15 protein-coding genes, 2 tRNA genes and 1 rRNA gene are annotated in these 19091 nt (G+C 43.2%); 17 read left to right on the plus strand and 1 reads right to left on the minus strand.

The window, feature by feature from the left end; translation table 11 throughout:
* Positions 1–11: 11 nt before the first annotated feature.
* The gene (locus IX53_RS02525; RefSeq protein ID WP_047754016.1) at positions 12–1532 is read right to left on the minus strand and encodes an HD domain-containing protein; all 1521 of its coding nucleotides are present in this window, start codon (positions 1530–1532) and stop codon (positions 12–14) included.
* Between the two features lie 98 nt (positions 1533–1630).
* Here IX53_RS02525 and IX53_RS02530 point away from each other — a divergent pair, with 98 nt between their 5' ends.
* The 17 genes from IX53_RS02530 to IX53_RS02610 all read left to right on the plus strand — a co-directional run bounded on the left by IX53_RS02530 (position 1631) and on the right by IX53_RS02610 (position 19064).
* Positions 1631–4237 (plus strand): valine--tRNA ligase, encoded by a 2607-nt coding sequence (locus IX53_RS02530; protein WP_047754017.1) that lies wholly within the window; start codon positions 1631–1633, stop codon positions 4235–4237.
* A 3-nt stretch (positions 4238–4240) separates the two neighbouring features.
* Positions 4241–5551 carry a bifunctional folylpolyglutamate synthase/dihydrofolate synthase gene (locus tag IX53_RS02535; RefSeq protein ID WP_047754018.1) on the plus strand — a complete coding sequence of 437 codons (1311 nt, stop codon included), beginning with the start codon at positions 4241–4243 and terminating at the stop codon, positions 5549–5551.
* On the plus strand, positions 5544–6125 hold the full coding sequence (ruvA, locus tag IX53_RS02540) for a Holliday junction branch migration protein RuvA (protein WP_047754019.1): 582 nt from the start codon (positions 5544–5546) through the stop codon (positions 6123–6125). The genes IX53_RS02535 and ruvA overlap by 8 nt, the downstream gene beginning before the upstream one ends.
* Positions 6126–6194: 69 nt before the next feature.
* A complete protein-coding gene (glmU, locus tag IX53_RS02545; RefSeq protein ID WP_047754020.1) occupies positions 6195–7541 on the plus strand; it encodes a bifunctional UDP-N-acetylglucosamine diphosphorylase/glucosamine-1-phosphate N-acetyltransferase GlmU in 1347 nt (448 codons plus the stop codon).
* A 3-nt stretch (positions 7542–7544) separates the two neighbouring features.
* Positions 7545–8495: a ribose-phosphate pyrophosphokinase gene (locus tag IX53_RS02550; RefSeq protein WP_047754021.1), complete on the plus strand. Its 951-nt coding sequence runs from the start codon at positions 7545–7547 to the stop codon at positions 8493–8495.
* A 13-nt stretch (positions 8496–8508) separates the two neighbouring features.
* Positions 8509–9153, plus strand: a complete 645-nt coding sequence (locus IX53_RS02555) for a 50S ribosomal protein L25 (protein ID WP_047754022.1) — start codon at positions 8509–8511, stop codon at positions 9151–9153.
* A 3-nt stretch (positions 9154–9156) separates the two neighbouring features.
* A complete protein-coding gene (gene pth / locus IX53_RS02560; protein ID WP_047754023.1) occupies positions 9157–9732 on the plus strand; it encodes an aminoacyl-tRNA hydrolase in 576 nt (191 codons plus the stop codon).
* Positions 9733–11721 carry an excinuclease ABC subunit UvrB gene (gene uvrB, locus IX53_RS02565; protein ID WP_047754024.1) on the plus strand — a complete coding sequence of 663 codons (1989 nt, stop codon included), beginning with the start codon at positions 9733–9735 and terminating at the stop codon, positions 11719–11721.
* 10 nt (positions 11722–11731) lie between these two features.
* Complete coding sequence (smpB, locus tag IX53_RS02570) at positions 11732–12175, plus strand: SsrA-binding protein SmpB (RefSeq protein WP_047754025.1); 444 nt, start codon at positions 11732–11734, stop codon at positions 12173–12175.
* Positions 12176–12300: 125 nt separating this feature from the next.
* Positions 12301–12819, plus strand: coding sequence for a hypothetical protein (locus tag IX53_RS02575; RefSeq protein ID WP_047754026.1), 519 nt, complete (start codon positions 12301–12303; stop codon positions 12817–12819).
* Positions 12820–12827: 8 nt separating this feature from the next.
* Positions 12828–13145, plus strand: a complete 318-nt coding sequence (locus IX53_RS02580) for a YfiM family lipoprotein (RefSeq protein WP_047755383.1) — start codon at positions 12828–12830, stop codon at positions 13143–13145.
* A 127-nt stretch (positions 13146–13272) separates the two neighbouring features.
* On the plus strand, positions 13273–13533 hold the full coding sequence (gene rpsO, locus IX53_RS02585; RefSeq protein WP_047754027.1) for a 30S ribosomal protein S15: 261 nt from the start codon (positions 13273–13275) through the stop codon (positions 13531–13533).
* Between the two features lie 111 nt (positions 13534–13644).
* A complete protein-coding gene (locus IX53_RS02590) occupies positions 13645–15831 on the plus strand; it encodes a polyribonucleotide nucleotidyltransferase (RefSeq protein ID WP_047754028.1) in 2187 nt (728 codons plus the stop codon).
* Between the two features lie 15 nt (positions 15832–15846).
* On the plus strand, positions 15847–17130 hold the full coding sequence (locus IX53_RS02595; RefSeq protein ID WP_047754029.1) for a M16 family metallopeptidase: 1284 nt from the start codon (positions 15847–15849) through the stop codon (positions 17128–17130).
* Positions 17131–17320: 190 nt separating this feature from the next.
* Positions 17321–18858 (plus strand): 16S ribosomal RNA (locus tag IX53_RS02600).
* Between the two features lie 49 nt (positions 18859–18907).
* Positions 18908–18984: transfer RNA gene (locus tag IX53_RS02605), tRNA-Ile, on the plus strand.
* A gap of 4 nt (positions 18985–18988) precedes the next feature.
* Positions 18989–19064, plus strand: a tRNA-Ala gene (locus IX53_RS02610).
* Positions 19065–19091: the final 27 nt, after the last annotated feature.

Raw genomic sequence — 19091 nt, forward strand, 5'->3', positions numbered from 1 at the left:
AAAAACCAGGATCACCACCGGGTAGTTATGTTTATCCTGCTTTCTTCAGGGATTATTTTGTATTTTCTTAATAACCACCGTACGTCACGGGTGCAATAAATCCGCACAATTTGAATGAGGTTGCTACTGATGAGGTGATACGCCGGATACCGTCTTTCGAAGTCTTCAAAAGATAGAACATCTCCACGCTTGTCGTCAAAGAGGTAAACACTACTGGAAAGAAATTCCTGAGGATGTGCCAGGGAAAGTTTATAAGGCGTATCTATTCTGAACAACTCGTCAAAATTCGCTAAGAGTTCGATTAGGAGTTTTTTATCGTCTTCTTCAGCTTGCTCTTGAGCGACTTCGAGTTTTAACTTCATCTTTGTCAATGCGTCTATCGCAACGGAACCACTAACAACAGATGGGTCAACACCAGTGGTTGAAAAAGATATTTCCATAACTAGCTTCCATAGATCTCTTATCCTGAATCGCTGAACGTTTATGTATGCCATCAATAAATCATATTCATCAGAACTGAGTTCCACATTCAGGTCACCTGCAAGAACTTTCTCCTTCGTCAGCTCTTCATTTTCTTTCAATCTCATTGAAAGTTTCTTCACCATCTGGTCGAAACGTATCTCTATTTCATCAAGGAGCCTGTTGTCTGTCAACTCCAGAAAATCATTTATCTGTTCGAGTCGCTTGCGTAATTCTAAAGGCCCATAGGCAAATTTGAGGATTTCTTGTATCATCAGATCCGCCGCTCGTGCGGTTTTATGAAAATATACATTTTTATACATCATAAACCTCGAAAATAGTGTTGTGTAAATATCATCGATTACTTTCAGACTATATGCGAGTCTTTCCCCTTCAACAATAAGAGAGCCACGAATAATCCTTTCTAACGAACCTGTTCCAAAATGTCTGGTACCTGCGAAATACGAATCCCTGAGAACAAAATCAAGTCTATCAGCACCCAACGGACCCTGTATTATATTAAAATCTAGACTGCCTCTTTTCTCTCCTTCGAAGACATCGTTTATCTCCCTCATAAGAGAATCAAAGGCTTCCAAGAGTTCCACGTTTTCCCCGATGATTTCTTTTAATTCTTCATCTATCGCCTTTTTCAAATTATTGTCTCTGATATTTTCGTACCTCTCCACCAATGCTTTCGGATAATATTCGAGTAATATGCGCTTTCGGTAAGTATCGTGACCCTGTTCGAATCCTGCTCTGGAATAAACAACGTCATCGAACTGATGACTATATGGTCCATGGCCGATATCGTGTAGTAGTCCGGCTAATCTCAAAATTCTTTCTCTTTTAAGATCATTGGGAAATAGATGAGAAGCGTACAATCCAGCTATATGCATGGTACCCATTGAATGTGATAGTCTCGTGTGTGTGGCACCGGGATAAACCGATTCAGCTCCGGCAAGTTGAGATAAGAATCTCAGCCTCTGAACGGGTTTCGTATCGACAATCAGTACTTCCAGCGGATAAAGATAAATTTCTGTATAAATTGGGTCTCTCGATACTTTATAATACATTCAATCCCCTCACAGTTCTGGATTTGTTTAAAAGGCCTTCAGGACAATTATAGCATCAGCGTGTTATAATCATTGCAAAACCGCGGAGGAGGGGGAAAATGAGAGAGTTAAGTACCAGATACGATCCCTCACAGATCGAGAAAAAATGGTATGACTTCTGGAACGAAAATGGTTATTTCAAACCAAAAGAAAGTGATGAAAGTTTTACCATAGTAATCCCGCCACCAAATATCACCGGTTCCATTCATATGGGCCATGCACTGAACCTGACCCTTCAGGACATCCTCACAAGATACAAGAGAATGCGAGGATTTAGAACCCTTTGGGTTCCTGGTGAGGACCATGCTGGTATTGCAACTCAGAACGCTGTTGAAAAAGACCTTGCAAAAAAAGGAATACACAGAGACGAACTCGGTAGAGAAAAGTTCATAGAAATCGTATGGGACTGGGCAAATAGATACCGAGCACGGATTGTTGAGCAAATAAAAGCCATCGGTGCTTCTGTTGACTGGACACGAGAGAGGTTTACCCTTGATGATGGCCTGAGTAAGGCAGTAAGGAAAGCATTCGTGAGTCTTTACAATGAGGGATTGATCTACAAAGGAAAATACATCGTAAACTGGTGTCCCCGTTGTCAGACGGTACTCTCAGATGAGGAAGTCGAACACGAAGACGAAGAAGGAGCCTTTTATCATATCAGATACCCCTTAAAAGATGGCAATGGACATGTCATTATAGCAACCACAAGACCTGAAACAATGCTCGCCGATACGGCTATTGCGGTGCATCCTTCCGATGAAAGGTACAAAGACTTGATTGGCAAAAAAGTCATTCTCCCTCTTGTGGGGAGAGAACTCACCGTAATTGCTGACAGATATGTCGATCCCTCCCTCGGTACGGGATGCCTGAAGGTTACCCCCGCCCATGACCCCAATGATTTCCAAATAGGTCTCCGACATGGACTGGAGGTTATTGAGGTTATAGGTAAAAACGATATCATCAATGAAATGGGCGGAAAATACGCTGGAATGCACAAGCTCGATGCCAGAAAAGCTATCGTTAAGGATCTTGAAAATCAGGGATATCTTGAAAAGATTGAACCGATCACCCACGCGGTAGGAAAGTGTTACCGGTGCCATACCATAGTAGAGCCGTCCCTTTCTGATCAGTGGTACGTCAAGGTTGGTCCTCTTGCCGAAAGGGCTAAAAAAGCTGTTGAGAATGGCGAAGTGGTTTTTTATCCAGAAAGATGGAAAAAGGTTTATTTGCACTGGATGAGTGAGATCAGGGACTGGTGTATTTCTAGGCAGCTCTGGTGGGGGCACAGAATACCTGTTTGGTATTGTGATGATTGTGGTGAGACGGTTGTCTCAGAAGAAGATCCAAAATTCTGTCCAAAATGCGGTTCAAATAAGCTCAGACAGGATGAGGACGTGCTCGATACATGGTTCAGTTCGCAACTCTGGCCATTTACCACATTGGGCTGGCCTGAACACACTTCGGATCTTGAAGCATTTTATCCCACCAGTGTCCTCATAACAGGTTTTGATATCATTTTCTTCTGGGTAGCGAGAATGATAATGGCTGGCTACCATTTCATGGGGGAAAAGCCATTTTCGCATGTGTATATCCACCAGTTAGTTCGTGATAAACACGGCAAAAAAATGTCAAAATCTCTAGGGAACGGAATCGATCCATTGGAAATTATTCAGGAGTTTGGAGCCGATCCTATGAGATTCACCCTCGCCATGCTTGCAGCACAGGGTCGTGATATAAAGCTCGATCCCAGATTCTTTGATTCGTATAAAAAGTTTGCTAACAAGATCTGGAATGCCACGAGGTTTGTCGTTATGAATCTTGAGGGTTATGAAGCGGAGAAAATAGATAATCTTAAACTCGAACTCGAAGATCGATGGATTCTCTCACGCCTTCAGCGCACAATTGAAGAAGTCACAGAAGCTCTAGAAAATTATGATTTCAATGTAGCTGCAAAAAAAATATATTCTTTCTTTTGGAATGAGCTCTGTGACTGGTACATAGAGAGCGTAAAAGAACGGCTAAAAGGTTCCAAAGATAGCAGGAAAGTAGCGCAGAATGTTCTTGTCAAGGTACTCGATGATTCACTGAGGCTTTTGCACCCATTTATGCCATTTATAACGGAAGAACTCTGGCAAAAATTGCCTGTGGATGGTGATGCGCTTATCGTTAGCCACTGGCCAGAAACCCGAAAAGAACTGATAGATGACGCAGCGGAATCCTCTTATCGTCGACTGATGGATATTGTCAGGGGAATACGAAACATCAAAGCAGAGATGAATATACCACCTTCATCGAAAGTAAATATAAATTATGTGGGAGATTCAATCGATGAAAAGTTTGCCCTGATGATTTCTTCACTCTCAAATTCCAACCCTCTTATAAAGCAGGATGAGAAAATCACTGGAAGCGTAGCCGCGTATACTTCAGAAGATTTCACTGTTTATGTTGAGCTGGGTGAGATAGATCTTGATACTGAGTTGAAGCGCCTCGAAAAGAAGATGGCCAATCTCTCAACCGAAGTTCAGAGACTAAGCAAAAAGCTAAGTAACAGAAAATTCTTAGAAAATGCTCCTGAGGAAGTAGTCGAAGAAACAAAAGACAAACTCATGGAAACAAGAGCTGCATTGGAAAGGGTCCAAAATCTCATAGAGGATTTGAAGGTTTAAAGCATGAATTACAAAAAGGCTATTGAATACCTCTACAATTCGAGACCGTACGGCAAGATAAAGTACGGTCTCTTTCGTATGGAAGAACTGATGGACAAGTTGGGGAAGCCTCAGAATAGCTACCCCATCATTCATATCACCGGTACCAATGGAAAAGGAAGCGTTGCTGCAATGATTACCTCTATTTTGATAGAGATGGGTTTCAAAGTAGGGCTGAATATTTCTCCCCATATAATTTCATTCAAAGAGAGATTCCAGATAAACAGGAATTTGATCGCTGAGGATGAGGTAGTAACTCTACTTGAGGAAATTAGACCATATCTGGAAAAAATGGATGCGAAAGGAGAAGAATTTGCTCCAAGTTTTTTTGAAGTTATTACTGCAATGGCATTTCTCTATTTCAAGATGAAAAATGTAGACATAGCGGTTGTTGAAGTCGGACTTGGAGGCAGGTATGATGCAAGTAATGTTATCGAAAAACCTTTGGTGTCGATAATCACAACCGTGGGACTTGATCATCACAAAATACTCGGAAATACGGAAGAAGAGATATCTAGCGAAAAAGCAGGTATAATAAAGTCAGGGAGACCGGTAGTTTCGGGTGTTACCAGACCTTCTATAAGAAGAAGAATAGAGGATATCGCCAGAAAAAATAACTCCCGGGTTTACTTTTTCTGGAGGGATTTCCAGACATATCTTGTAGAATTAAAACCTGGAAACAATTTATTCCACTACGAAGGAAAGTGCCGTTATGAAAATTTGTCACTGTCGCTTAACGGTATTCATCAACTACAAAATGCGGGCGTAGCGATCAAAGCTCTCGAAGTAGTAAGTGATGAACTTGGGATAAAACTCAAGGAAGATACTTTGAAGAGAGGTCTTTCAAATACAACCTGGCCAGGAAGGTTTGAAAAACTAACTTATATGGGCAAAGATCTTATTCTCGATGGTGCTCACAATCCTGAAGGTACACGCACTTTCATTGAAAGTGTCCGTAGATATTTCGGGGAAAAGAAAATAAGATTGCTCTTTGGTGCCCTGGATGATAAAGATTACAAAAGAAGCATACAACTACTATCGACAATAGCCGACGAAGTTATTGTAACACGGGTGAGCAGTCACAGAAGCACCTCACCTGAAAATATTTACAGAGTGTGGAAAACGTATGTGGATAACGTGAAGTATATTGATAAACCTAAAGAGGCCCTTGAAGAACTCTTAAAAACGAGCAGAAACCTTGTGTTTTGTGTAGGCTCGCTTTACCTTGTCAGCGAAATCAGACAGTTAATACTTGGGGGAGAGGAAAATGCTTGAAGGACTCGAAGGTACAGTCGTTAAAATAAGAGAGAACTATATCCTGGTCAAATCAGGGCCTTTCACATTCGGAATGAACTGCTCGATTTCAACTACTGAAAGGCTGAAAGTAGGAGAACATTATAACTTCAATACTTACCTGGCTTTCTATCAGGACAGAGCTCCAGAGCTATATGGCTTCGTATCAACAGAAGAACTCGAAGTTTTTTCAGCACTTATCAAGGCTAACAAGATCGGCCCCAGACTAGCGTTGAAAATTCTTTCCGGTACCACTCCGGATAAACTGAAAGCATTGATTGCAAGCAGAAATATTGAAGGGCTTTCCAACTTACCTGGCCTCGGGAAAAAAACAGCAGAGCGCTTGATAGCGGAAATTGGACATCTTTTTGAGAATGAGAAAATTGGTGAGAGCCTTGCGTCGAATGATTCACGTGTGGATGACGCACTCAACGCACTCGTTTCTCTGGGATTCGACCGACGCATATCCAGCAGGGTCCTCTCAGATATATTGAAAGTTACTCCTGATATTGAAGTAAATGAATTAATTAAGGAAGCGTTAAAAAAGATTCGTTAAGAATAGATTTTCTCTTTTGATACAAAAAGCCATTAATTAAAATATAACATCTAAAAGGGGGGAGCAGCTATGAAAGCGATTGTGTTGGCGGCGGGCCTCGGCAAAAGAATGAACTCTAATCAACCAAAAGTAACCCACAAGATTCTCGATAAAGCAATGATTAACTGGGTGCTTTCTGCAGTTTTTAATGCTGGAATAGCACCTGAAGATACAATAGTAGTAACCGGTTATAAGGCTGAGACGGTGGAGGCTATCTTGCCAGAAGGTGTAAAAACCGTAAGACAGCTCGAACAGCTCGGAACTGGACACGCAGTAATGCAGGTTCTGGAATCTGTAGAACTTGAGGGTAAAGTCCTTGTTTTACCAGGAGATGTTCCGCTTATCAGAGCAGCTACTCTTAGAAATCTAATGGAAAAACTGGCTGAAGGTCTGGAGGTTGTAGTTCTAACGACGGAGTTAAACGAGCCGGCTGAGTACGGAAGGGTGATTTCCAAGAACGGGAGAGTGCGTATAGTAGAAGCGAAAGATGCCACTCCAGAAGAGAAAAAAATCAAAGAAATTAACACCGGGATTTACGTTTTCAGCGCTGAGTTCTTAAAATCGTCATTGAAAATGATTACACCAAATAATGCTCAAAAAGAATATTATCTTACCGATGTCGTTCAATTTGCCGAAAGGGCCGAAAGGTTAATATTAGCTGATCCTACAGAATCCCTTGGCATTAACGACAGAATTCAACTTTCAAAAGCACAGAGAATTGCTCGCAAAAAGATAAACTACGAACATATGCTCAACGGTGTAACAATTATTGATCCAGATACCACATACATCGGTCCAGACGTTGTCATAGGTAAAGATACTGTTATTGAACCCATGACTTTCATATACGGACATACAGTGATCGGCGAGAAATGTGTTATAGGTCCGATGACACGAATAATCGATTCAAAAATATTTGATGATGTGAAAGTAACGCGTTCCGAAGTGGAAGGTGCTATGATACATAACGCTTGTTCTGTTGGCCCGTATTCTAGACTGAGACCGGGAGCAGTTTTGCTGGAGAACGTAAAAGTAGGAAACTTCGTTGAAATCAAGAAGTCAACCATCGGGAGTAATAGTAAAGCCCAGCATCTGACATATCTTGGAGACGCTGAAATAGGAGAAAACGTCAATGTGGGTGCAGGAACAATCACATGCAACTATGATGGTAAGAATAAACACAGGACAACCATCGGAGCAAACGCTTTTATCGGTAGTAATACCTCTCTTGTAGCTCCTGTGAGCATCGGTAAGAATTCCATTGTCGGTGCAGGCTCAGTTATAACGGAAAATGTTCCCGATTATTCACTTGCTTTGGGCAGGGCTAGACAAATAGTCAAAATTAACCGATACAGAAAAAACGAGGAAGGAGAATGAAAAATGCCTTTCCAATTGAATGAAATGAAACTGTTTGCCGGTTCGTCGAACGTACCTCTTGCTGAAAAGATAGCCAGGCATATGGGCATACAACTTGGAAATTGTGATCTTGGCAGATTTTCAGATGGAGAGATAAACATTAAAGTTGACGAGACTGTCAGAGGTCACGACGTGTTTATTATCCAATCAACATCAACTCCGGTAAACGAGAATCTAATGGAGTTATTGATAATGATCGATGCTTTCAAAAGAGCTTCTGCACATTCTATTGCCGCTGTGATTCCTTATTATGGATATGCCCGTCAGGACAGAAAAGCTAGGGGAAGGGACCCGATCACCGCAAAGTTGGTAGCGAATTTGCTCACGGTCGCTGGTGCGACAAGGTTGGTCACCGTTGATCTCCACGCAGAGCAGATTCAGGGATTTTTTGACATCCCCGTAGACAACCTCTGGAGTTTTCCCGTTTTTTCAAAACATTTCTTGAACAGCAACATTGTGGATATAAATGATGTTGTCGTGGTTTCACCCGACATTGGTGGGGTTAAAAGAGCCAGTAAATTCGCCGGGAAACTCGGAGTTCCTCTGGCAATACTCGATAAACGAAGACCCAAAGACAACGTTGCTGAGGTTGTAAATATCATCGGTGAAGTTCGAGGGAAGACAGCATTACTCTTTGATGATATAATAGACACCGGTCGTTCTCTGGTAGAAGCAGCAAAAATGTTGAAAAAACATGGAGCAATGAGAATTTTCGCCTGTGCAACTCATGGGGTGTTTTCAGGCCAAGCCCTTGAGTTAATAGCAAACTCTGAGATCGAAAAAGTTTATGTAACGGACACAATATGCCATAAGAAGTTACCAGCTAATGTTGAGGTTCTCTCTATAGCACCGTTACTAGGAGAAGCCTTAATGAGAGTGAGAAAGAACCTGTCGGTGAGTATTTTGTTCAGATAGAGGAGGGATTCGTATGCACGAATTAACACTTACTGTTGAACCCCGCAGTAAGGAAGTTAAAGCCAAGGATTTACTGAAAACTGGAAAAATACCCGCTGTGGTATATGGTCCAGATGTCGAGCCTTTTAGCATCTCTCTTTATAAGGTGGATATCATGAAGCACATAAACCACCTTAGTGAAACTACGGTTATTACCCTTGTCATGGAGGAAAACGGTGAGAGAAAAGAGATTCATGGATTTTTGAAAGCCGTCCAACGTGACAGAGTAACCGATTCTGTGATACATATTGACTTTTATGTACCTGCGAAGGGACACAAGATGGAGATTCATATTCCTATCAACTTCATTGGAAAAGCTAAGGGCGTTGAAAAAGGTGGAATACTCGAGCACGTTATGACTGAGCTTCCCGTCGAAGTGTTGCCCAAGGATATTGTGGATAGTATCGATGTTAATGTTGAACATCTCGATTTCGGCGATGTTCTGAGAGTAAAAGATCTACCCCTTCCAGAAGGCATTAAGCCATTGCTTGATCTTGAAGAAACTGTGGCCGTTGTAGAAGCCCCAAGAGCTGCCATCGTTGAGGAGGTTGTTGAAGCCGCCGAAGAAGAGGTTGAGCCTGAGGTGATCGAGAAAGGAAAGAAGGAAGAAGAGGAATAATTAATGCGTGTTTTTATAGGACTGGGGAATCCTGGCCCACGTTATGTGCTTACCAGACATAACGTGGGTTTTCTATTCATCGATGAAATATTAAAACAAAGTAAGCTTATAAGTACGTATGAAACCCATTTGTATCTTGCGCACCTGGTTGAATTTAATCAGCGTAATAAAGCACTGTTGGTGAAACCGATGACATTTATGAACCTGAGTGGAATCGCCGTAAAAAGGGTGTGCCAAGAATTCAATGTGCACAGTTTTGAAGAGATTATCGTCGCGTATGACGATATATGGATACCCCTTGGAAAGATAAGGATACGCAAAAACGGAAGTGATGGTGGGCATAACGGCCTTAAATCAATAATAAATTCACTGGAAACCATGTCTTTTCCACGGATCCGGATAGGCATAGGACCTAAACCCGAAAAAAACCTCACGGACTATGTGCTGGGTGAATTCACAAGCGATGAACTCAGCATTATAGGAAAAGTATTAAAATTAACCACAGAGGCTGCGAAAGAGCTGTGTCAGAGTGATATTAGCAAGGTAATGTCAAAATACAACAGTTTAGAGGTGGGCTGAATGGAATTTCTGCTTAAATCTCCTTTTGAGCCAAGTGGAGATCAGCCCGAAGCTATAGAGAGACTCGTGAAAGGCTTACAGAATGGTTACCATTTCCAGACTCTTTTAGGGGTCACGGGGTCAGGAAAAACCTTTACAATGGCCAGCATAATTGCGAAAACTCAGCGCCCTGCACTGGTAATATCCCCAAATAAAACACTTGTAGTCCAGCTTTATAGAGAGTTCAAAATGTTTTTTCCACAAAACAGAGTTGAACTGTTCATCAGTTATTATGATTATTATCAGCCTGAAGCTTACATTCCTAACAAGGATCTTTATATCGAAAAGGACGCTGAAATAAACAATATTCTTGCCAGAATGAGACTATCAGCACTCAAATCAGTGCTAACACGAAAAGACGTTGTGGTTGTCGCCAGTGTTTCTGCCATCTACGCCAGTGGTGATCCCAGGGACTTTGAAGAGCTGAATATCAAACTGGAGAAGGGGAATAGAATAAACAGGAGAGAACTCGCTCTTAAACTTTCTGCTCTGCAATATAATCGTTCGGAAGATGTTTCTGTTGGTGGGGTATTTCACATGAAAGGCGAGCTGATCGAAATATTCCCCCCATACGAAGAGTACGGTATCAGATTATACCTTTTTGATGATGAAGTTGAGAGGATAGTGTGTTTTGACCCGATAAACAGAAGTACCATTGAGGAGCTCGATAGAATAATTATTTACCCGGCAAAAGAATTCGTAACGACGGAAGAGAAAATTGCCCGATCAATAAAAAATATCGAAAAAGAACTCAGAGAACAGGTGACACTATTGGAGGGAAACGGGAAATATCTAGAGGCTCAAAGACTTAAGCAGAGAACACTTTATGATATCGAAATGCTGGAGACTCTTGGATACTGCAGTGGAATTGAAAATTACTCAAGATTCTTCGATGGAAGGAAACCCGGCGAACCGCCTTTCACCCTACTTGATTATTTCAATAAAGACGAACTCATACTATTCATTGATGAATCACACATAGCTGTTCCACAGTTGAGAGCAATGTACAGAGGCGATTACTCAAGGAAAAAGAATTTAGTGGAATACGGGTTCAGACTTCCTTCTGCTTTTGATAATCGTCCTCTTAGATATGAGGAATTTCTTGAAAAAGTGGGACAGATCATTTTTGTTTCCGCGACGCCTGGAGAGTATGAACTGTCCATATCTTCACAGGTTGTGGATCAGGTGATAAGGCCCACTGGCTTGATCGATCCAGAAGTTGTAGTGAAGCCAACGGAAAATCAGGTGGATGATTTCATCGAAGAGATGATGAAGGTCAAAGAACGGAATGAAAGAGCTCTGGTTACCGTGCTGACTAAGAAAGCTGCTGAGATGTTGAGCAGCTACCTCAATGAAATGGGTATAAGATCGGAATATCTCCACTCTGAACTGGATGCGGTGGAGAGGGTAGAGGTTCTCAAAAAACTTAGAGAGGGGTACGTTGATGTCGTTGTGGGTGTTAACCTTCTAAGAGAGGGGCTGGATCTTCCAGAAGTTTCTCTTGTCGCGATTATGGACGCTGATAGAGAAGGGTTTTTACGTTCAGAAACAACATTGATACAGACCATTGGAAGGGCGGCGCGAAATATAAACGGGAGAGTTTTACTCTATGCTGACAGAGTTACCAATTCGATGAAGCGTGCAATTGAAGAAACCAACAGAAGAAGATTGAAACAACTGGTTTATAATAAAGAGCATGGAATAACACCTGAAAGTATTATTAAGCCCCTTTACGAAAACATTTTTGCAGAAGCAACAGAACAAAATAAAAAGGAAGAAATGGCAAAGAACACGTATATTGAAGGAATTATGAGTCTTAAAGAGAATCTGGATATCGAGGATTATGTAGCGCTGCTCGAAGAAGAGATGCTCAGAGCGGCGAGTGAATTGAGATACGAAGACGCCGCTGTTCTCAGAGATGAGATATACAACGTCAAAAAGAAAAAGTGAGGTTGTTGCGATGAAGGTAGTATCAACCAACAAAAAAGCAAGGTTTCAATATCATTTGCTTGAAACTTATGAAGCTGGGATCCAGCTTCTGGGCACGGAAGTAAAATCCCTCCGGCAAGGTTCGGCTTCACTTTCAGAGGCTTTTTGTAAATTTGAAGATGGGGAATTGTATCTGTTAAACGCTAACATCAGCCAATACAGTCATGGTACCCATTGGAATCACGATCCCTTGAGAAAAAGAAAGTTACTATTACACAAAAAGGAGCTTCTGAAAATAAGTCAAAAAGTTAGAGAGAGAGGATTGACGATAATTCCCACAAAGATATATTTCAACGATCGGGGTATTGCCAAAGTAGAAATAGCCCTTGCCAAAGGAAAACGTTTATACGACAAAAGGGAAGATATCGCAAAGCGTGATATGGAAAGACGGCTGAAAAGAAAACTTGATATATGATTAGTTTTGTATTTCAATACCAAGAATATTATAATATCTTTTAAATGTACCTCTGTAATTCATTTAAAGTGATAAACCTTTCTGTGCTATAATTTTTGTATAATCGTTTTGAGGGAGGTGTGGTTATGAAGAAGACCTTTGCTGTATTGATATTAGCACTCCTATCCACATGGGCCTTTGCCACAGTTTACATCGGTTCAGGTGTAATCATGCACGCAACAGATGTGGGGACGGGTAAAGTCACGTTACCAGGCATAATGCTAAGAGTTGAAATGCCCCTTAATGACAACGTTGGTTTTTCTCTAAACGCTGAATTTGCTATGCTTTCCGTTGATAACAAAGCAGGTGCTTTAACCTTCGATTTCTATTTCAACCTTTTGTCCGATCCTGATCTGGTTAGTGTGAGATTGCTTCTGCCACTGGGATTGATTTTTGATACGGTCGACGGAAATCCAGATACTGCTTTTGGTGATCCACATATTGCAGCTGGCCTTGGACTTGAACTAACCGCTCCCATAGGCAAGAACATAGCTCTTCTTGGTACTATAAAAGGCCTGAGAGTCAAAGATTATCCAGCAAATCTTTATTCTCCCGTTTTCTTTGAATACTTCACCGGAGGACTTGGACTTGTTTGGAGTTTTTGATTCATGAAATGAAATCGTTGTTCTTTATTGTGGTTTTCCTGTTACTTGTATCCTCTTGCCTGGGTGCTAAAAATTATGACAAGTATCTGCATTTTTCTGTAAGTTTCACCGCCTATGGTCTATCCAGCTACATACTGGAAGACATAGGCGGTTTGCTATTTACACTATCTATTGGTATTGGAAAAGAGGTAAGGGACTGTTTTTCCCCCTCTGGCAGTGCTGAATTTGAAGATCTTCTTGCAGATATCGCCGGAATAACCATGGGATATCTATTCGCTAAAAGTACTTCACCAAGGCCTCTTCTGATCTTCTATCTAGTTTTCTAGTGGTAGATAGATTCAACATGAAAACCACTTGACAAGGTATCTATCAGAAGATAGAATATATTGACCCTTGCTCAGTACGTGGAGTATACCCGTACTTAGCATGAGGATAAAATGAAGGAGGAAGAGCATGGCAGTAAACAAAGAGGAACTCATCAAGGAGTTTCAGATTCACGAAAAAGACACGGGTTCAGTCGAGATTCAGATCGCAATTTTAACAGCGCGAATCAAACACATTGCAGAACATCTCAAAGCCCATCCCAAAGATTTTCATTCAAGAAGAGGTTTGCTAAAGATGGTAGGAAGAAGAAGAAAGATGCTTAGGTACTTAAAACACAACAAGCCTGATGTTTACAAAGAGCTTATTGCTAAACTTGGCATTCGTGGTTAAACGGAAAGATACAGGGGGAGCATAAAAGCTCCCCCTTTTATTTTTTGAAATACGCGTAACTTATTTAACTGGTATAATTATTGAAGAAAAACGTTAAAAAGAGGTGTTAGCATGAACGAATTCAAAAAATGGGAAAGAGAATTCTATGGAAGGAAACTCGTCGTCGAACACGGAAAAATGGCAAAACAGTCTCATGGTGCATGTTTCGTGAGATTCGGTGACTCTGCTATTCTGGCGACAGTTGATGCAAATGAAGAACCCATAGAAGGGGCAGACTTTCTACCCCTGACTGTCGAATATCAGGAAAAATTCTATGCAGCTGGTAAGATCCCAGGAGGATTTATAAAAAGAGAGGGCAGACCCAGCGAAAACGCTGTGCTTTCCGCTCGGCTCATAGACAGGCCAATAAGACCTCTTTTCCCCGATGGCATGACAAATGAGGTTCAGGTAATAGTTACTGTGCTCTCAGCGGACCCAGATACACCACCGGATACAATGGGTATATTTGCTAGTTCGCTGGCATTAAACATATCTCCCATACCTTTTAACGGAGTCGTTGCCGGAGTAAGGGTCGGATATATTGATAACGAATACGTAATTTTTCCGACAGTTGAACAGTTAGAAAAGAGTATGCTTGATATCGTTGTGGCTGGTACAAAGGAAGCTGTGACGATGGTGGAGGGCGAAGCCAAAGAAGTATCTGAAGAAGTAATGCTTGGTGCCTTGAAAGCTGCACATGATGCTATCAAAAAGCTTGTGAAATTCCAAGAAGAAATTCTTTCAGAATTCGAAATACAGAAATGGGAAATAAGAATACCGGAGCCACCGGAGGGGCTACTTGAATCATTTTCTGAGCTTCTCGACGACGATGAAATATTCAGATTGATGCTTACTCCTGGGAAAAAGGCTAAGGATAAAGCACTCAAAGAATACAGAAACGAAAAAATAGAAAAATTTAAGGAATTATACGCCAATAAGTGGTCGGAAGAAGAACTCACTGAAAATGAAAAATTCCTTAAATCTTTCTTCGATGAACGCTTAAAGAGCATAATGAGACATTCGATCATAGAAAAGAATTTGAGGTTGGACGGGAGAAAGCACAACGAGATAAGGCCCATCACCTGTGAGCTGGACATACTTCCTAGAACCCATGGTTCAGCATTGTTCACCAGAGGTGAAACACAGAGTCTCGGAACGGTTACCCTTGGCGCTCCCATTGACGAGCAAGTAGTCGACACACTTTTTGAAGAAGGATCAAAAACATTTATGTTGCACTATAACTTCCCGCCCTTCAGTACCGGCGAAGTTAAGAGGCTTAGAGGACCAGGAAGAAGAGAGATCGGCCATGGACATCTTGCTGAAAGAGCTCTTAAGTTTGTTATTCCGCCTGAAGAGGAATTTCCCTACACGATCAGAGTCGTATCTGAAATTCTTGAATCTAACGGCTCATCGTCTATGGCTACTGTTTGTTCGGGTTCATTGGCCCTTATGGCGGCGGGTGTGCCCATAAAAAAACATGTTGCAGGTGTAGCGATGGGTCTGATTCAGGAAGAAGACAAAACAGTTGTATTGACCGACATACTTGGTAACGAAGATCACATGGGAGATATGGACTTCAAAGTCACCGGCACCCGTGATGGTATAACAGCATTTCAGATGGACGTGAAAGTCGCTGGGGTATCGGAAGAGATAATGCTTAGTGCCCTCCTTCAGGCGAAAGAAGCCAGACAAAAAATTTTAGATCTTATGTATGCAACTATTCCCGAACCCAGGAAGGAAGTCTCGCGCTATGCGCCTGTAATCAAAGTTTTCAATATACCTTATGATAAGATTGGTGAGCTGATCGGCCCCGGTGGCAGGGTGATCAAGAAACTCAGCAGTGATTACGATGCCAAGATCTTTATTGATGATGAGAAAGCACAGGTAAAAATAATTGGTAATGACCCTGATAAGATAGAACGGCTCCTGAAAGTAATCGGTGCGATGTTGAAGGAAATTGAAAAAGGTCAAGTATTCGAAGGTATCATCTCCCGCGTTGAGCCGTACGGGATTTTCGTTGAACTTGCGCCTGGGAAAGTGGGACTGCTCCATTCCTCAAAACTCGGAGAAAATCTCAATGAATTCCTGAAGACTAACAGTGTTGGTTCCCCGGTTAAAGTAGAGGTCACAGCTATCGATGACCTTGGAAGGATACAACTAAAACGATTCGGTGTTGAAGTCAAAGAAGACGATCGTCCAAGGAAGCCATCAAAATATGTACAAAGATCCAACCAAAAGAAAAGATACCACAAAGACTGAGGGTGAAGTATAATAATGCAACGAATATTGAGAGACTCTGAAATCATACTCAAAGAATTGAAGAACGGCTCTATTATAGTCGGAGAGAAAAAGAGGGAGACCCGCACGGTCTCTCTCGCATTCGCTTTCAAAGTTGGTTCTATTTATGAAAATAATGAAAACAATGGAATTTCCCATTTTATTGAGCACGCACTCTTCAAAGGCACGCAAAATCGTTCTTCATATGACATCAAAGAGCCAATAGAACGTGTTGGTGGAACCCTTAACGCTTACACCGGAAGAACATCCACAGTCTACTTTGCTCAGGTACCTTACACTCACGCTGAAAGCACAATGGAAATACTCTATGATATGGTGAGGAATCCTTCCTTTTTGGAGGTTGACATCTCTACCGAAAAAAAGGTAATTCTGGAAGAAATTGCTGAATCTTTTGACGATCCTGTGGATCGTATTTACAATGTAACCTTGTCTAAGATCTGGGATGAACATTATGGCAAACCTGTTCTGGGAACAATTGAGTCAGTCAGCACCATAAATCGTCAGAAGTTGTCTGATTATTATAATTCCCATTACACTTCAGATAGGCTGATTTTCGCAATTACAGGAAACTATGACGATGATCTCTTGACCAAGGTCGAGGAGATGTTGGAAAGATTCCCTGAAAGTTGTGGTATGGAAAAGAACTTTTCTGGTTCGATGAAAACAACGAAGGAACTCATCATTGAGAGAAAAAAAGATCTCAAACAGGTACACTTGCTCCTTTCAACAAGAGCTCCTTCAAGAAGAGATTCTGAATTCGAAGCCTTCAAAATATTCAACGTGCTATTTGGTAGTGGCATGAGTTCAGTGTTGTTTCATAACATCAGAGAAAAATACGGGATGGTGTACAGTATAGGTTCTGAATACATCGCATATGAAGACTTTGGCACACTATTTATCTATGCTTCCACAACACCCAATAATCTTCAACAGCTGTTAAAACTTCTCAAGAGTGAACTAAAAAGGATAACATTGCATGGTATTACCAGTGACGAATTTCGCTATGGAAAAGAAAGATTGAAAGGCAAACTCATGATGTCAACCGAGGGTACATTGCCAATTCTTAGCCGTCATCTTGATAATGTGATGACCCTTGGAACAGTTGAGAGTGCCGATGAACTCATCGCGAAAATCGATAAACAGGACTTTGATTACACAAACGAAGTAATTCACAAATATTTATCTGGTGAATGGAATATTTCTCTACTCATTCCAGAACAACTAGACATCTCTCTTGATGCGAACTTCATCACTCTCTAGGGCTCTTTTCTGCATGAATTCACAGATTACCAAGGAACGGGAAAGGAATTCGTAACTTGACAGGGTATGAGAGTGATGGTAATATAGGAACTGCCGGCGCGAAAGAGGGCGCGGGCAGTAGGGAAGAAGGCAGAGGGTCATTGAAAAATGGATAGCGGTCCCAGTCAATTAACAAAGAAGTGAAGAGCCATGGATGGAGGGTTTGATCCTGGCTCAGGGCGAACGCTGGCGGCGTGCTTGACACATGCAAGTCGAACGCCGAAGCCCCCTTCGGGGGGTGTTAGGAGTGGCGAACGGGTGAGTAACACGTGGGAACGTATCCTGTGATGGGGGATAACTACCCGAAAGGGTAGCTAATACCGCATAAGCCCGAGAGGGGAAAGGCGCAAATGCGCCGTCACGGGAGCGGCCCGCGGTCCATCAGCTAGTTGGTGAGGTAAGGGCTCACCAAGGCGACGACGGATAGCCGGCGTGAGAGCGTGGCCGGCCACAAGGACACTGAGACACGGGTCCTACTCCTACGGGAGGCAGCAGTGCGGAATTTTGGTCAATGGGCGAAAGCCTGAACCAGCGACGCCGCGTGCGGGAAGAAGGCCTTCGGGTCGTAAACCGCTGTGGTGAGGGACGAATACTCCACAGAGTGGAAAGCTGTGGAGGGAGACGGTACCTCACTAGAAAGCCCCGGCTAACTACGTGCCAGCAGCCGCGGTAATACGTAGGGGGCGAGCGTTGCCCGGAATCACTGGGCGTAAAGGGAGCGTAGGCGGCCTGTTAAGTCGGCTGTGAAAAACCGGAGCTCAACTCCGGTCCTGCGGTCGAAACTGGCAGGCTTGAGGACGGTAGAGGGAGACGGAACAGCTGGTGTAGGGGTAAAATCCTTAGATATCAGCTGGAACGCCGGTGGTGAAGACGGTCTCCTGGGCCGGACCTGACGCTGAGGCTCGAAAGCTAGGGGAGCGAACGGGATTAGATACCCCGGTAGTCCTAGCCCTAAACGATGCTCACTAGGTGTGGGGTGCGTAGAGCACTCCGTGCTGAAGCTAACGCGATAAGTGAGCCGCCTGGGGAGTACGCCCGCAAGGGTGAAACTCAAAGGAATTGACGGGGGCCCGCACAAGCGGTGGAGCGTGTGGTTTAATTCGAAGCTAAGCGAAGGACCTTACCAGGGCTTGACATGCTGGTGGTAGTGAACCGAAAGGGGAACGACCCCTCTTTGAGGGGAGCCAGCACAGGTGGTGCACGGCCGTCGTCAGCTCGTGCCGTGAGGTGTTGGGTTAAGTCCCGCAACGAGCGCAACCCCTGCTCTTAGTTGCCAGCGGTTAGGCCGGGCACTCTAAGAGGACCGCCGCCGACGAGGCGGAGGAAGGGGGGGATGACGTCAGGTGTCGTGCCCCTTATGTCCTGGGCGACACACGCGCTACAATGGGACGGACAGCGGGATGCTAGGTCGCGAGGCCAAGCTGATCCCAAAACCGTCTCTCAGTTCGGATTGCAGGCTGCAACCCGCCTGCATGAAGCCGGAATCGCTAGTAATCGCGGATCAGCCATGCCGCGGTGAATACGTTCCCGGGCCTTGTACACACCGCCCGTCAAGCCACCCGAGTTGGTAACACCTGAAGACGGGGATCCTAACCGAAAGGAGGGACCCTGTTTAAGGTGGGACTGGCGAGGGGGGCTAAGTCGTAACAAGGTAGCCCTACCGGAAGGTGGGGCTGGATCACCTCCTTTCTAAGGAGTACGACGGACCGCTATCCATCTTTGAGTGATACCTCATGGAGGGCTCGTAGCTCAGTTGGTCAGAGCGCACGCCTGATAAGCGTGAGGTCAGTGGTTCGAATCCACTCGAGCCCACCAGTGTGGGGACATAGCTCAGCTGGGAGAGCGTCTGCTTTGCAAGCAGAAGGTCAGGGGTTCGAATCCCCTTGTCTCCACCAATGAGTGACTCTCAGGTCATTGAAAAG

Source organism: Kosmotoga pacifica, assembly GCF_001027025.1.
GTDB classification, from domain to species: Bacteria; Thermotogota; Thermotogae; order Petrotogales; family Kosmotogaceae; genus Kosmotoga_B; species Kosmotoga_B pacifica.

What these genes read in the sequence shown, in the direction of transcription:
- uvrB (WP_047754024.1), top strand. Translation starts at nt 9,733, where the DNA reads ATGGAATTTCTGCTTAAATCTCCTTTTGAGCCAAGTGGAGATCAGCCC.
- IX53_RS02580 (WP_047755383.1), top strand. Translation starts at nt 12,828, where the DNA reads ATGAAATCGTTGTTCTTTATTGTGGTTTTCCTGTTACTTGTATCCTCT.
- IX53_RS02595 (WP_047754029.1), top strand. Translation starts at nt 15,847, where the DNA reads ATGCAACGAATATTGAGAGACTCTGAAATCATACTCAAAGAATTGAAG.
- IX53_RS02575 (WP_047754026.1), top strand. Translation starts at nt 12,301, where the DNA reads ATGAAGAAGACCTTTGCTGTATTGATATTAGCACTCCTATCCACATGG.
- rpsO (WP_047754027.1), top strand. Translation starts at nt 13,273, where the DNA reads ATGGCAGTAAACAAAGAGGAACTCATCAAGGAGTTTCAGATTCACGAA.
- pth (WP_047754023.1), top strand. Translation starts at nt 9,157, where the DNA reads ATGCGTGTTTTTATAGGACTGGGGAATCCTGGCCCACGTTATGTGCTT.
- IX53_RS02555 (WP_047754022.1), top strand. Translation starts at nt 8,509, where the DNA reads ATGCACGAATTAACACTTACTGTTGAACCCCGCAGTAAGGAAGTTAAA.
- IX53_RS02535 (WP_047754018.1), top strand. Translation starts at nt 4,241, where the DNA reads ATGAATTACAAAAAGGCTATTGAATACCTCTACAATTCGAGACCGTAC.
- smpB (WP_047754025.1), top strand. Translation starts at nt 11,732, where the DNA reads ATGAAGGTAGTATCAACCAACAAAAAAGCAAGGTTTCAATATCATTTG.
- glmU (WP_047754020.1), top strand. Translation starts at nt 6,195, where the DNA reads ATGAAAGCGATTGTGTTGGCGGCGGGCCTCGGCAAAAGAATGAACTCT.
- IX53_RS02525 (WP_047754016.1), bottom strand. Translation starts at nt 1,532, where the DNA reads ATGTATTATAAAGTATCGAGAGACCCAATTTATACAGAAATTTATCTT.
- IX53_RS02530 (WP_047754017.1), top strand. Translation starts at nt 1,631, where the DNA reads ATGAGAGAGTTAAGTACCAGATACGATCCCTCACAGATCGAGAAAAAA.
- IX53_RS02550 (WP_047754021.1), top strand. Translation starts at nt 7,545, where the DNA reads ATGCCTTTCCAATTGAATGAAATGAAACTGTTTGCCGGTTCGTCGAAC.
- IX53_RS02590 (WP_047754028.1), top strand. Translation starts at nt 13,645, where the DNA reads ATGAACGAATTCAAAAAATGGGAAAGAGAATTCTATGGAAGGAAACTC.
- ruvA (WP_047754019.1), top strand. Translation starts at nt 5,544, where the DNA reads ATGCTTGAAGGACTCGAAGGTACAGTCGTTAAAATAAGAGAGAACTAT.